Raw genomic sequence first — 13,764 nt, 5'->3', positions numbered from 1 at the left:
GCCTGACGTGCACCCATTGGATCCCTCGGCTCTCCTAGTGCGCGGAAATAACCAATAAAGCCTACTCCAACAGTAAGCATGCTTTGTGTTGCTGGGAACTGCGGCACAGGTTTCGGGGCAGCGGGTGCGGCGCGGATGACCGGGTGAAGATACCGATGGCATAAAAAAGCGGACGTACCCCGGAATCCCGGGGCACGTCCGCCTCTTGCCGAGTAAGTCCTAGCCGGCTGCCGCGGCGACGGCGGCTGCGACGGCCGGCGCAACGCGGGGGTCAAGCGGGCTCGGAACGATGTGGTCTGCTGCAAGCTCATCCCCCACCAGATCCGCGATGGCGTTGGCAGCCGCGACCTTCATGGCGGGGGTGATGCGCCGCGCTCCGCTGTCCAGGGCTCCGCGGAAGACACCGGGGAAAGCCAGCACGTTATTGATTTGGTTCGGGAAGTCGCTGCGTCCGGTCGCCACCACCGAGGCATACCTGGAAGCCACGTCGGGGTGCACTTCGGGGTCTGGATTGGACAGGGCAAAGATCACCGCTTCCGGAGCCATCGTCGCCAGGATCTCTTCCGGCACGGTTCCCGAGGACACGCCAATAAAAACGTCGGCGCCTGTGAGGGCTTCTGCTGCACCGCCTTCCACGTTCCGTGGGTTGGTCCGTGAGGCGAGCTCACCCTTGGCTCCTTCGAGGTTCCGTCCGGCGGTCAGGATTCCCTTGGAATCCAGGACGACGACGTCGGCGACTCCGGCTTCCAGCAGGATGTTGGCGCAGGCTACTCCCGCAGCGCCGGCACCGGAGATGACGACCCGGAGTCCGCTCATGTCACGGCCGGTAACCCGGGCGGCGTTGGTCAGGGCTGCCAGGACCACGATGGCGGTGCCGTGCTGGTCGTCATGCATCACGGGGCAGTCCAGTGCCTCGATCAGCCGCTTCTCCAGTTCGAAGCACCGGGGAGCAGAGATGTCTTCCAGGTTGACCGCTCCGAAGCTGGGGCGCAGGCGGACCAGGGTCTCGATGATCTCGTCCACGTCGGTGGTGTCCAGGACCAGGGGAATGGAGTTCAACCCGGCGAAGGTCTTGAAGAGCGCCGATTTTCCTTCCATGACGGGCAGGGAAGCAGTTCCCCAGACCCAGGACAGCGGTCCCGTCGCTGACCACTGCGACCAGCCGTGAGGCCCACGTGTGGGTGGCAGCCATGCCGGGATCAGCGGCGATCCCGCGGCTGACCTGGGCGACGCCCGGCGTGTAGGCGATGGAAAGGGCGCGGGTTGAATCCAGCGGCTGCTTCGTCTCGACGGAGAGCTTGCCGCCCTCGTGGGCGGCAAAGATTTCTTCGCTGGAGATGGCTGCGGCTGGGGCAAAAGTGGATGTCATGCGAGAACTCCTGATGAAGGACCGAAAAGGCCGCGTCTGGGCCGGCTGGATCAGCGGCCGCAGCGTATGCGGAGGAAGCGGAACAGTAGGGTTCCGGTGCGGGCATCAGGATAGTTGCGCCCTTGCCGCTGCGGCACCGGGCTGCGGATGGGTCCAGTGCACTTTGAAGCGGCAGAGAACCAGTGTAGCCACGGCCGGGTGGAAATCCGTAATGGACGACACGGGAAAAGAGAAGAACCCCGCAGGCACAGGGCCCTGCGGGGTTCTTCAGGTGGCTCCCCCGACTGGACTCGAACCAGTAACCCTTCGATTAACAGTCGAATGCTCTGCCAATTGAGCTACGGGGGAAAGCGGCGACACTCAGTCTACAGGATGTTGCGGCTGTCACCGAACCGCTCCTCCTGTCTTCCCGGCGCCGTCCGACGGACAGGAAGAAGGCTCCTGACCTGCATTTCTACAGGTCAGGAGCCCATTTGCTCCCCCGACTGGACTCGAACCAGTAACCCTTCGATTAACAGTCGAATGCTCTGCCAATTGAGCTACGGGGGAAAGCGCGACTATTACTCTACAGACGATCTGCCGAGAAACGAAATCCGTTTCGTCCACGGTGCGGCTGGGCCCGGAGCCTGCCGGAAAGCAGTCCGGACACCGGCGGCAGCCCCGGTTATTGGATTTCACGCAGGGCCCGGCGCTGCATCTCCAGTTCCATCAGTTCACGGTTGAGCTGCTGGAACAGGGCCGGATCAGCATTTGGATCCAGCCGCTGGAGCTGGCCGAGTTTCTCCGCTTTCAGATGCGTCACCTGGAGCTCGAACAGGCGGTTAAGGATATCCCGGCAGTACAGGGCCAGCGCGTCCGCATCCCGTGCGGGGATCGGAGTCACGGCAAGTTCGCTGACAAACCCGCGCAGCGCGTCCGGCAGTTCCTGGCGCACCTGCTCCACCCAAGCAGCGGCGGACGGCGGGACCTGGCCCGCAGCCCGGACGGCGTTGTGGACTGCCAGATAGGCCGGGACGGTGAAGCGTGCTGCCTTGAACCGTTCCCATTGGCCCTCGTCGAGCAGTCCAGGCTGCTGCAGCACCACTTCCAGCGCCTGGCGTTCCATCCGCGCTGCTGGATCGTTGGGATCAGGGCGCGGGAAGGTCTGCGGCTGGGCGGGCTGCGTCCGTGCACCCTGGTCCTGGTTCCTGTCCAGGAAGCGTCCCTGCTGCTGGGGCTCCCGCTGCGCTCCCGGACTGCCGCCGTCCTGCCCTCCGGGTGCCGCGCCGGGACGGCCGCTGCCCTCCCGCTGGCGCTTGGCTGCCCCGTTGACGGCGCGCAGCACGTCATCGACTTCGCTGCCCAGCCACCCCGCGAGTTCACGCGCGTAGGCCGGGCGCATGGCCGGATCCCGGATGTCCGCTACGACCGGAGCCGCCGCACGCAGGGCAGCGATGCGTCCTTCGACCGTGTTCAGGTCGAATTTGGCCAGCGTGGAGCGGATCGCGAACTCGAACAGCGGGCGCCGGGAGCGGATCAGTTCCGCAACGGCTGCGTCACCCTTCTGCTGCCGGATGTCGCAGGGGTCCATGCCGTTCGGATCCACGGCCACGAAGGTCTGCGCCGTAAAGCGCTGGTCTTCCTCGAAGGCGCGCAGTGCGGCCTTCTGCCCGGCGGCATCGCCGTCGAAGGTAAAGATGACCTCTCCCCCGGTGCCGTCGTCGGAGAGCAGCCTGCGCGCAATCTTGATGTGGTCGGTGCCGAAGGCGGTGCCGCAGGTGGCGACGGCGGTGGTGATGCCGGCAAGGTGGCACGCCATCACATCCGTGTACCCCTCAACAACCACGAGCTGGCGGTTCTTGGCGATGGACCGCTTGGCCAGGTCGATGCCGTAGAGGACCTGGGATTTCTTGTAGAGCGGCGTTTCGGGGGTGTTGAGGTATTTGGGACCTTGGTCGTCTTCGTACAGCTTGCGGGCACCGAACCCAATGGTGGCTCCGGTGAGGTCGCGGATGGGCCAGATGAGGCGGCCGCGGAACCGGTCGTAGAACCGGGAAGCATCGGAGCCGGTGGAGAACATCCCGGTCTGCGCCAGTTCTTCGCGGGTAAAGCCCTTGCCGGTGAGGTGCTTGAGCAAAGAATCCCAGCCCTGCGGGGCGTAGCCCACACCAAAGTGTTCGGCTGCTGCCGGGTCGAAGCCCCGCTCGGCCAGGAAATTCCGGGCTGCGGCTGCCCCGGGCGTGATGAGCTGGGCACGGAAGAATTCCGCGGCAACCTTGTGGGCATCCAGCAGGCGCTGGCGTTTGCCGACGTCTTCGCGGCGGGGGCCGGTGCCACCGTCTTCGTAGTGCAACTCGTAGCCCAGACGGGCGGCCAGTTTTTCCACGGTCTCGGAGAAGGACCCGTGGTCCATCTTCTGCACGAAGGAGATCACGTCGCCGCTCTCCCCGCAGCCGAAGCAGTGGTAGGTGCCTACCTGGGGGCGGACGTGGAAGGACGGGGAGCGTTCGTCGTGGAAGGGGCACAGGCCCTTGTAGGAGCCAATTCCGGCGGACTTGAGCGTGACATACCCGTCCACAACCGCCTTGATGTCGGTCCGGGAACGTACTTCATCAATGTCTTCGCGTTTAATCAGGCCGGCCATGGTTCTACCTTATTCCCCGGGACCAAACCCGGATTCCTACCAGAGTGCGGGAACGGGACCGACCAGGCGTTCGTGCAGGGCCAGCGCCGAGCCGTCGGTGAGCGACGCGACCTGGTCGATGACGACGCGCAGCCGGGCACCGTCGTCGGCCGCTTCCCGCCAATCGGCGGCGAACATCGGCTCCAGGTGGCGGTCGCCCGTGGCCGAAAGCTGGGCCACGAGATTTGTCAGGACCTCACGCTGGCGTTCGTACAGCGGCTGGCGCTGGTCCGTGGTCATCACGAACGTCGTGGCCAGGCCCTTCATCACGGCGATCTCGAGCTGCGTTTCCTCCGGAACCACCATCGCGGCGTTGTACCGGGTGAGCGGGTCCGGTCCGTAGATCTCCCGGGTCGCGTCCATGGCGCTCGAACAGAACCGGCCGATCAGCTGGCTGGTCATATCCTTCAGGGCAGCCATGGAGCGGCGGCTGCCGTCGGCTTCCCGGACCCAGACGGGTTCCGCTTCCAGCCGTGCCAGGGCCTCATCGACAGCTGCGGCTTCAGCCGTGGGCACATACCACTGCTGGGTATACCCGATCACGCGGGCCCGCTGGTCGGGGTTGTCCAGCCACTTCAGCTGCACGTGGCCGGCAACGATGGCGTCCTCGACGTCGTGCACGGAGTACGAAATGTCGTCGGCCAGGTCCATGACCTGGGCCTCGAGGCAGGAGCGTCCGGCCGGAGCGCCGTCCCGGAGCCAGGTGAAGACCGGAAGATCGTCCTCGTAAACGCCGAACTTGGTGGTGCGGTGTCCGTTGACCAGCGGTGCATCGACGGCGGACCACGGATACTTGCAGGCCGCATCCAGGCTGGCGCGGGTCAGGTTCAGCCCGGCCGGCGAGCCGTCCGCCGCAATGATCTTGGGTTCCAGCCGGGTCAGGAGCCGCAGCGTCTGGGCGTTGCCTTCGAAGCCTCCGATGGCATGGGCGATGTCGTTCAGCGCCGTTTCGCCGTTGTGCCCGAAGGGCGGGTGCCCCAGATCGTGGGACAGGCAGGCGGCGTCGACGACGTCGGGATCGCAGCCCAGCGCGTTCCCCAGTTCACGGCCCACCTGGGCCACCTCGAGGCTGTGGGTCAGCCGGGTGCGCACAAAGTCGTCAGTGTCCGGAGCGACCACCTGCGTCTTGGCCCCGAGCCTCCGCAGCGCCGATGAGTGCAGCACCCGGGCACGGTCGCGCCCGAACTGGGTGCGGTGGGTGCTCTTGGCCGGTTCGGCTACCCAGCGCGCCAGGTCGACGTCGGTGTAGCCGGCAATGCGGAAAACCTGCGGGAGGGTCATGAATTCTTAGCCACCTGATACATCGAGTTCGGCTGCCGCAATGATGGCTTTCTGGGCGGGGTTCAGTTCCCGGCCGTCCAGCCAGCCTTCCGGCAGGGCTGTCTTCTTGGGTGTGCCTGCCCGGCCGCGGGGACCTTCGGCGTCCGCGCCCGGGTAGGGAGCAGTGGGGTCCAGCTGGGCCAAAAGTTCGCGGAGGACCTCCAGGGAAGGCACTGTTGCCAGCTTAGCCCGCAGGTCTCCCCCCACCACGTAGCCCTTGAAGTACCAGGCCATGTGCTTGCGGATGTCCCGCAGGGCGATCATCTCGTTGCCGAAGGTCTCCACCAGCAGTTCGGCGTGCCGGTAGACGCTGTCGGCCACTTCCTGCAATCCGGGGCGGTGGCGCTCATCGCTGCCTTCGAAAGCTGCCTGCAGGTCGGCAAAGAGCCAGGGCCGGCCCGGGCATCCGCGGCCAATGACGACGCCGTCCACCCCCGTCTGCTCGACCATGGCTATTGCGTCCTCGGCGGACCAGATGTCGCCGTTGCCCAACACCGGCACGTCGGGAAGGGATTCACGCAGTTCGGCAATGGCGTTCCAGTCGGCTTTGCCGGAGTAGAACTGGGACGCGGTGCGGCCGTGCAGGGTGACGGCCGCAACGCCGGCGTCCCGTGCAATCCTGCCGGCTTCGCGGAAGGTGAGGTGGTCCTCGTCGATGCCTTTGCGCATTTTGATGGTCAGCGGGATGCCGCCCTTGGAGGCCTCGCGGACAGCGGTCTGGACGATCGCGGTAAACAGGTCAAGTTTCCAGGGCAGGGCGGAACCGCCGCCCTTGCGGGTGACCTTGGGGACCGGGCAGCCGAAGTTCAGGTCGATGTGGTCGGCCCGGTCCTCGTCGACGAGGATCCGGATAGCGGCTCCCACGGTCACCGGATCCACGCCGTAGAGCTGGACGGAGCGGATGGCTTCGTCGTCGTCGTGCTCGATGATGCGCATCGACTCGGGGGAACGCTCAACCAGGGCCCGCGACGTCACCATCTCCGTCACATACAACCCGCCGCCGTACTCGCGGCACAGCCGGCGGAACGCCTTGTTCGTAATACCGGCCATGGGGGCCAGGATCACCGGCGTATCCACGGTCAGCCCGCCGAGTTTCAGGGGCGGCAGCTCAAGCCTGGTCTTCTGGGTTACAACGCTCACTGTCCTATTCTCGCAAGCCGGTGCAAATCCTGCGCCCCTGGACTTCCTGCCACCAGTTCGGGCAGGGGGTATTGACTGCCTGCCGAAACACTTTCTATCGTGCAGGCAGCCTGCCAGTCCCTCGGGCCAGCAGGCTTCCCGGCTTCAACGCCGCAGCCGGGAAGCACCGAGAAGATGGAGTCCCACCATGTCAACGGCGACACAGCGGTCCGCAGGTTCCGAGAGAGGGCTCGCGAGGGTCGCCCAGGCGCTGGCCCGCTGGACGGAAAAGTGGTTTCCCGACGCGTATATCTTCGCTCTGGGCGGCGTGGTTCTTGTTGCCCTCGGGGCGTTCCTCAACGGTTCATCTCCGCAGGCAGTGGTGGATTCCTTTGGGGACGGTTTCTGGGACCTGACCGCGTTCACCCTGCAGATGTCCATGGTGGTCCTTACGGGCTATGTAGTGGCTACCTCTCCCCCGGTGGCGCGGCTGATCGCATGGCTCGCCCGGGTGCCCCAGGCCCCGGCCACCGCCGTCAGCTTTGTGGCGTTCCTTTCCATGTCAGTTTCCATCCTGAACTGGGGGTTGAGCATTGTCTTCGGCGGGCTGCTGGCCAGGGCGATTGCCCGCCGCAAGGACCTGCAGGTCGATTACCGGGCGCTGGGCGCAGCGGCGTTCATGGGCCTCGGCGCAGTCTGGGCACTCGGCCTGTCCTCCTCCGCTGCGCAGCTCCAGGCCACGGCGGCGTCGCTGCCCCCGGCGCTCCTGGAGATCACCGGCGTCCTGGACTTCGGCAAGACGATCTTCACCTGGCAGTCGATGCTGACCTGCCTGATCCTGATTGCCCTGACCACGCTGATCGCCCATCTGTCCGCACCGCGCGGAGGCGCCATCCGCACAGCTGAGGATCTTGGCGTGGACCTGAATGACCAGCCGGAGCCGGCATCAAAGCGTGAGCGGCCCGGTGAGTGGCTGGAATACAGTGCCATCCTTCCGGCGCTGATCGGCCTGCTGACCGCAGGCTGGCTGGTCTCCTCCTTTGTGACCAAACCGTTCCTCAGCGTCATCTCCAGCCTCAATGCCTACCTGCTGGTCTTCCTGGTGCTCGGGCTGGTCCTGCACCGCACTCCCCGCAATTTCCTTCAGGCAGTTACCAAAGCAGTTCCGGCCACAGCCGGAATCCTGGTCCAGTTCCCGCTCTATGCCTCCATGGCCGCTATCCTCACCGAAGCTGAAGGCGCCGGCGGAAAGACCCTTTCCGGGCATCTGGCAGGCTTCTTCACCGACATCGGATCCGGCGGCGCCTTTGCCGTGGTCATTGCGGTCTACACGGTGATCCTGGGAATCTTTGTTCCCTCCGGCGGCGGCAAGTGGCTGGTGGAAGCACCCTACGTCATGCAGTCAGCCACGGACGTTGAGATGAACCTGGGCTGGACGGTGCAGATCTACAACATCTCCGAGGCCCTGCCGAACCTGATCAACCCGTTCTTTATGCTGCCGCTGCTGGCCGTGCTGAAACTGCGGGCCCGCGATCTGGTGGGATTCACGTTCCTGCAGTTCATTCTTCACCTGCCGGTGGTCCTGCTGCTGGTCTGGCTGCTGGGCATGACGTTCACGTTCGAGCCGCCGGTTATTCCGGAGCCGGCCGCTCCGTAGCCGTCCCCTGTGCCTTCGTTACCGGAGCCCGGCCGGGCACCGGACAGGCCCACGGCCTTGACCACCAGGACAGCGACGGCGGTGGTCACCGGAATGGCCAGCACCAGGCCGATGGAGCCCACCAGGGTGCGGATGACTTCCTCCGCGAGCTCGCCGCTGGTCAGCGTTTCCATCAGCGTGCGGTCGTACAGGGAAACCAGGATCAGCACCGGCAGCGCCGCCCCGGCATAGGCGAACGCGATGGTGTAGACGGTGGAGGCAATATGGTCGCGGCCCACGCGCATGGCTCCGGCGAAGAGCCGTTTGGCGGAAGCGCCGGGGGCCAGTTCGTACATTTCCCAGACGGCGGAGGACTGGGTGATCGTCACGTCGTTGAGGACACCAAGGCCGGAAATAATGAGTCCGCAGAGGATGATTCCGGAGATGGAGAGCTGGTCCGAGGCGTTGATCAGAGTGTAGGCGTTCTCATTGTCGACCCCGACCAGGTGCGCAGCGTCCGTGGCCCAGGCAGCCAGCCCCGCCGTGATGGCCAGGCCAAAGAGCGTGCCCAGCAGCGCCGTCGAGGTCCTGGCGGAGAAGCCGTGCGCGAAGTACAGGACTCCGATCATGATCACGCTGGATCCGACCAGCCCCAGCAGCAGCGGCGGCTTGCCCTCCACCAGGCCCGGCAGGATGAAACCGGCCAGCACGGCATAGGCTCCGCCCAGTCCGATGAGTGCGCGCAGGCCGCGCCAGCGGGCGACGGCGATGACCACGCCGGCGTAGAGCACGGCGAGTGCGGCGATCGGAACACTCCGGACGAAGTCCATGAAGATGTACGGCGGCGCCCCGTTCTCCACCATGACGTGTTGAAGGTTCAGGTAGCGGATCGTGTCGCCCGGCTCCACCGCGTTGGTCTTGGCAACTTCCGGAGGAACTTCCACCGGCAGCGCCTCTCCCCCGCCGGGCGGCAGGGTGTAGGCCACCTGGCACTGCGGCGCCTGGGCTCCGGCCTCCGTGAGCGCCGCGGATGATGGGCAGTCCTCTTCCACGACTCTCTGGACAGCGCCCGTGTCGATGCTGACGCCGTCGGCCGTCGCATACGGATCGGCAACGGTGATCTCCCCCGGCTGTCCGCTGGGCCAGAGCGCCACCATTCCGGCGAAGGCCAGCAGTCCCAGGGGCACCAGTATCCAGGCCAGCAAACGGTTGGCCCGCCGCCGGGCGGCCAACGCTGCACGCGTTGGCGCGCCCGGGGAGGGCAGGTGGCTGTGTCCCATGCGGGGCGTCCTTACATCGTGGAAAGGGCATCGAGATGGCAGAAAGTGCCCTTTTCAGAGCTGAAAAGGGCACTTTCTGCCATCTCGGCGGAGAGGGAGCGAGGAAACTAGCTGCTGACGATCAGGGTCTCGGGACCGTCCTGGCGGGCGGCGCCGGAAGCCAGCAGCGGCTCCAGGACCCGGACCAGTGCCGTCATGGATCCGTCAACCTCAAGCTGCACCGGGTACTGGTAGGCCAGCATGGCCAGCAGTGACGCCACGGCAGCTTCCGCCTCGGCTTCCGCCAGGGAGGTGTCCCAGCCCAGCAGCACGTCCGCCGGAGCATCGGTGCGCTCGGACGTGTAGCTGACAGCGAAGGCGGCGATCTTCCCGCCTTCGTTCTTCGGCTTGTCCCGCAGCACGACGGCACCGGAAGCCCCGGTGGCATCGTTGAGCAGCATCTGCTGCGCGCGGCCCAGGCTCATGTCTGCCCGGTCCCAGTCATGGACAGCGTTGTAGAAGTCCGCGACGGCACGGGTCAGCTCCACCGACCCGGTGGCTGCTTCCTCCAACTGGGGGCCGTGGTCTTCGAATACGGGCAGCTTGATCCTGCCCGGCTCCACCACCACAACCCGGGAGCGCTGGATTGGTTCCAGCCCGGCAGCAGCTGCGAAGGCAGCGCCGGGGGTATCCGGTTCCACCTTCGCGCGCAGCTTGGCAACACCCGACGGCGCGTTCTCGGCTTCCTTGCGCAGCATGCCCAGCAGTGTGGACCCAAGGCCCGCACGCCGGTTGTCCCGTGCCACCTCGATGTACACCCACAGGCGGTCCGGGTGCAGGCTGGTCTCGTAGACCACGCCCGCAGCCACCGGCACGCCGTCGTCCTCCGCCACGATGCAGCGGCTCCACGGCTCGTTGGACGACGGCCGCAGGACGGCCCGGAAGTGCCCGGCTTCGCCGGTCTCCGGGTCACCCCAGAGCTGGAGCAGCGTCAGGTCATCGTCCTCGCGCCATTCACGGAACTGAACAGCCATTACGCGCCGATCAGCCGCTCGGCGAGGTAACCCTCGACCTTGTCCAGGCTGACGCGCTCCTGCGCCATGGAATCGCGCTCGCGCACGGTCACGGCCTGGTCTTCGAGGGTGTCGAAGTCCACGGTGATGCAGAACGGGGTACCGATTTCATCCTGGCGGCGGTAACGGCGGCCAATGGCGCCGGCGTCGTCGAAGTCGATGTTCCAGTTCCGGCGCAGCTGGGCAGCCAGGTCCTTGGCCTTCGGGGACAGGTCCTCGTTGCGGCTCAGCGGAAGGACGGCAGCCTTGACCGGAGCCAGGCGCGGATCCAGGCGCAGCACGGTGCGCTTGTCCACACCGCCCTTGGCGTTGGGTGCCTCGTCCTCGGTGTAGGCGTCCACCAGGAAGGCCATGAAGGAACGGGTCAGACCGGCGGCCGGTTCAATGACGTACGGCGTGAAGCGTTCGTTGGTGGCCTGGTTGAAGTAGCTGAGCTCCGTGCCGGAGTGCTTGGAGTGCGTGCCGAGGTCGAAGTCGGTACGGTTGGCGATGCCCTCAAGCTCGCCCCACTCCGAGCCCTGGAAACCGAAGCGGTATTCGATGTCCGTGGTGCCCTTGGAGTAGTGGCTGAGCTTCTCCTGCGGGTGCTCGAACAGGCGCAGGTTTTCCGGGTCGATGCCCAGGTCGGTGTACCAGTTCTTCCGGGCTTCAATCCAGTACTTGTGCCATTCTTCGTCCGTGCCGGGCTCGACGAAGAATTCCATCTCCATCTGCTCGAATTCGCGGGTGCGGAAGATGAAGTTGCCCGGGGTGATCTCGTTGCGGAAGCTCTTGCCGATCTGGCCGATGCCGAACGGCGGCTTCTTGCGGGAGGTGGTGAGCACGTTGTTGAAGTTCACGAAGATGCCCTGCGCGGTTTCCGGGCGCAGGTAGTGCATGCCCTCTTCATTGGCCACGGGGCCCAGGAAGGTCTTGAGCAGGCCGGAGAATTCCTGCGGTTCGGTCCACTGGCCCTTGGTGCCGCAGTTGGCGCAGGCGATGTCGGCAAGGCCGTTTTCCGGGGCGCGCCCCTTCTTTTCCTCGTACTCTTCCTCGAGGTGGTCGGCGCGGTAGCGCTTGTGACAGCTCAGGCACTCGACCAGCGGGTCGGAGAAGACTTCAACGTGGCCGGAGGCTTCCCACACGGCGCGCGGGAGGATGACGGCGGAATCCAGGCCTACGACGTCGTCGCGGCCGCGGACCATGTTCTGCCACCACTGCTTCTTGATGTTTTCCTTGAGTTCAACGCCGAGGGGTCCGTAATCCCAGGCGGAACGGGAACCACCGTAGATCTCACCCGACTGGAAGACGAAGCCCCTGCGCTTGGCCAGGGAGATGATCGGATCCAGTTTGGATTTGGTCGAAGCCATGTGAATGGTACCGCCGTTCTTTCTGCTCGCGCAGGCCGCTGGGTGCGGTCCGCTTCTGATCCCTTACCGGCCTCCCTTCCGGCGCGGAGGTGCGCGGGAAGGCGGCGGAGGGCAAAACCTATAACTACCAGCTTAAGGTCACGCGGGCGAAAGCCTGTTACCGGCGCGCTTTCGTCGCCGGGGCCGGACGCCCGGCATGTTCCCCCCGAAGTTCCAGCGCCGGAAAACGCATGACCACCCTGGCCGTAAAAATAGGACATGGTTTTGTTGCGTAAGTCGGAAATCTATAGAGTCACCTAGGCAAAGTTAGGTATTCCTAACCTTAGTCAAGCACCCTTATGTCGTCTCCACCCCCACCTAGGCCGGGCTTTGCCGCGGTCGGATTAGGTCGAATTTGAACCCCGAAAACATGATTTTCCAAGAATCCCGGACGGATAAACCGCGCGGTTGGCGGCCTTTCGCCGTGGCGGTCGCGGCAGCTGCACTTGTCGGCTCCGGCCTGGCAGGCATCACCGCCACGGCGGCCTCGGCAATGGACCTGGCGGAGCCGGAATCCCTGGCTACAGCGGAGCCCACGCCCCTTCTCCTGCAGGAGCACGACCACGGCTCCCCGTCAGCGGAGCCGAGTCCGGAGCCAAGCCCAACACCTTCCGGCACCGCAGAGAGCTTCCCCGAAGCATCCTCGCCCGCTGCAACACCGGCGGCAACCCCCTCGGCGACTGCCGGCACCGGACACGATCACGGTTCGGCGCCGGATTCGCCGTATTCCACGGCCTACCTGGAACGGAACTGGAAGCCGACCAAGTACGACACGTGCACGGCCGAACTGCATGCTTCCTTCACGGCGCTCGGTCCGGACGGCAAGATCTACCCCACGTGGCATCCCGCGCAGGTGACTGACCCGGCCACCGGCGAGCTGTGCACTTTCGGGCACGAGCACGGCGCTGATCCGCGCACCTCGAACATCTATGGCTGGGTTGTCGACTACCTCACCCCGGAAGACGCCGACGGCAAAACCGGCATTCCCTTCGGCTACGCCAGCGAAGCGCTCATGACGTACGGTGCGGCGCATGAGGGTATGGCCATGCGCCATGAAGACAACGCAGGCCACAAAATCTTCGTAGCCAACAACGTGCAGCTTCTGGACGTCAACCGTGACTGGGTCCTCGACTCGGCCGGCGCCGTGGTCACCTGCGATTTCCTCATCAAGCAGCACCAGGGCAGCTGGTCCCCCGACGCAACGTCCAACAACGCACATGAGGCCATTTACGCAAGCAGATGTTCAGACGGAACCGAGATCATCTCGACGACGCTGAGCAAGTTCGGAAACTCCAACGAGTTCCACAAGAACTGCGGCGCGAACGATCGGGTGGCCACTCACGGAAGCAAACTGCCGGCCGGTTACGGCGGAATCCGGCTTATCCCAGATGCCGGCTGTGTGCAGCTGCACGCTACCGGCGACGATGCATCGTTGTGGGGCATGTACGAACTCTGGAAGGGCGAAAACCTCATCACGGACAAGGCTGGGAACGTGCTGGCCCATTTCGATCCGTGGTTCGGGGTACGCAACCCCAGCCGCTATTACGACGCAGCCAACAGCACCGATACCTCCAACGGTATTTCCCGTCCCGTGAACCTTGCCTGGGGAGCGAACGCAGCCGCAGCGTTTCCCTGGAGCACAGTGAAGGATGCTGCGGGGCTGGACTGGCAGGACCCGGCCTCGCCCTTTGACGGGGCACAGCGTGACTTCTACCTGAACCAAAACTCCGTCAGCGCTGCCTCGACCGGCACCGTGTTTACCGACCCCTACGGTACGAACGGACAGGACACCGAGTTCACCGGCAGCATCCGGCAGCATCTGGTTCCCGGTACCGCAACCAGTGCAGCAACCCTGAGCACCCAGAAATTCGACACCTCCGCCGATTTCGGCAAGAACAACGGCGTCCACGCCCCCAACTGAGCCGAAACGAGCAATGA

At 65.2% G+C, this 13,764-nt stretch carries 8 protein-coding genes, 2 tRNA genes and 1 pseudogene; 2 read left to right on the top strand and 9 right to left on the bottom strand.

Annotated elements, in window-relative coordinates; genetic code table 11:
* Positions 1 to 219: 219 nt before the first annotated feature.
* The 6 genes and pseudogenes from TVB01_RS00155 to dusB form a co-directional block, all read right to left on the bottom strand.
* A pseudogene (locus TVB01_RS00155) lies at positions 220 to 1,369 on the bottom strand (NAD(P)-dependent malic enzyme).
* A 272-nt stretch (positions 1,370 to 1,641) separates the two neighbouring features.
* Positions 1,642 to 1,717, bottom strand: a tRNA-Asn gene (locus tag TVB01_RS00150).
* A 128-nt stretch (positions 1,718 to 1,845) separates the two neighbouring features.
* A tRNA-Asn gene (locus TVB01_RS00145) sits at positions 1,846 to 1,918 on the bottom strand.
* Positions 1,919 to 2,033: 115 nt separating this feature from the next.
* Positions 2,034 to 3,992, bottom strand: a complete 1,959-nt coding sequence (dnaG, locus tag TVB01_RS00140) for a DNA primase (RefSeq protein ID WP_422453152.1) — start codon at positions 3,990 to 3,992, stop codon at positions 2,034 to 2,036.
* 36 nt (positions 3,993 to 4,028) lie between these two features.
* Complete coding sequence (locus TVB01_RS00135; RefSeq protein ID WP_422453150.1) at positions 4,029 to 5,312, bottom strand: deoxyguanosinetriphosphate triphosphohydrolase; 1,284 nt, start codon at positions 5,310 to 5,312, stop codon at positions 4,029 to 4,031.
* 6 nt (positions 5,313 to 5,318) lie between these two features.
* Entirely contained in the window at positions 5,319 to 6,491 is a 1,173-nt protein-coding gene (gene dusB, locus TVB01_RS00130) for a tRNA dihydrouridine synthase DusB (RefSeq protein WP_422453148.1), read from the bottom strand.
* Between the two features lie 187 nt (positions 6,492 to 6,678).
* Between dusB and TVB01_RS00125 the strand changes: the two genes are divergently transcribed.
* The gene (locus TVB01_RS00125) at positions 6,679 to 8,127 is read left to right on the top strand and encodes a short-chain fatty acid transporter (protein WP_422453147.1); all 1,449 of its coding nucleotides are present in this window, start codon (positions 6,679 to 6,681) and stop codon (positions 8,125 to 8,127) included.
* Here the strand turns inward: TVB01_RS00125 and TVB01_RS00120 are convergent.
* The 3 genes from TVB01_RS00120 to TVB01_RS00110 form a co-directional block, all read right to left on the bottom strand.
* The gene (locus TVB01_RS00120) at positions 8,037 to 9,386 is read right to left on the bottom strand and encodes a YibE/F family protein (protein ID WP_422453145.1); all 1,350 of its coding nucleotides are present in this window, start codon (positions 9,384 to 9,386) and stop codon (positions 8,037 to 8,039) included. The genes TVB01_RS00125 and TVB01_RS00120 overlap by 91 nt on opposite strands.
* Positions 9,387 to 9,493: 107 nt before the next feature.
* Entirely contained in the window at positions 9,494 to 10,399 is a 906-nt protein-coding gene (locus tag TVB01_RS00115) for a GNAT family N-acetyltransferase (protein WP_422453143.1), read from the bottom strand.
* Complete coding sequence (locus TVB01_RS00110) at positions 10,399 to 11,787, bottom strand: glycine--tRNA ligase (protein ID WP_422453141.1); 1,389 nt, start codon at positions 11,785 to 11,787, stop codon at positions 10,399 to 10,401. Before TVB01_RS00110 ends, TVB01_RS00115 begins: the two co-directional genes overlap by 1 nt.
* Positions 11,788 to 12,196: 409 nt before the next feature.
* Between TVB01_RS00110 and TVB01_RS00105 the strand changes: the two genes are divergently transcribed.
* Positions 12,197 to 13,747, top strand: coding sequence for a hypothetical protein (locus TVB01_RS00105; protein WP_422453139.1), 1,551 nt, complete (start codon positions 12,197 to 12,199; stop codon positions 13,745 to 13,747).
* Positions 13,748 to 13,764: the final 17 nt, after the last annotated feature.

Origin of the sequence: Arthrobacter sp. 7Tela_A1 (assembly GCF_049311065.1) — a bacterium.
GTDB lineage: Bacteria > Actinomycetota > Actinomycetes > Actinomycetales > Micrococcaceae > Arthrobacter_B.
Note: the sequence above shows the minus strand (reverse complement) of the source record. Positions and strands in the feature narration are given on the sequence as shown.

Coding starts and splice junctions, on each gene's coding strand:
- dnaG (WP_422453152.1), bottom strand. CDS start 3,992: ATGGCCGGCCTGATTAAACGCGAAGACATTGATGAAGTACGTTCCCGG.
- TVB01_RS00135 (WP_422453150.1), bottom strand. CDS start 5,312: ATGACCCTCCCGCAGGTTTTCCGCATTGCCGGCTACACCGACGTCGAC.
- TVB01_RS00125 (WP_422453147.1), top strand. CDS start 6,679: ATGTCAACGGCGACACAGCGGTCCGCAGGTTCCGAGAGAGGGCTCGCG.
- TVB01_RS00120 (WP_422453145.1), bottom strand. CDS start 9,386: ATGGGACACAGCCACCTGCCCTCCCCGGGCGCGCCAACGCGTGCAGCG.
- TVB01_RS00115 (WP_422453143.1), bottom strand. CDS start 10,399: ATGGCTGTTCAGTTCCGTGAATGGCGCGAGGACGATGACCTGACGCTG.
- TVB01_RS00110 (WP_422453141.1), bottom strand. CDS start 11,787: ATGGCTTCGACCAAATCCAAACTGGATCCGATCATCTCCCTGGCCAAG.
- TVB01_RS00105 (WP_422453139.1), top strand. CDS start 12,197: ATGATTTTCCAAGAATCCCGGACGGATAAACCGCGCGGTTGGCGGCCT.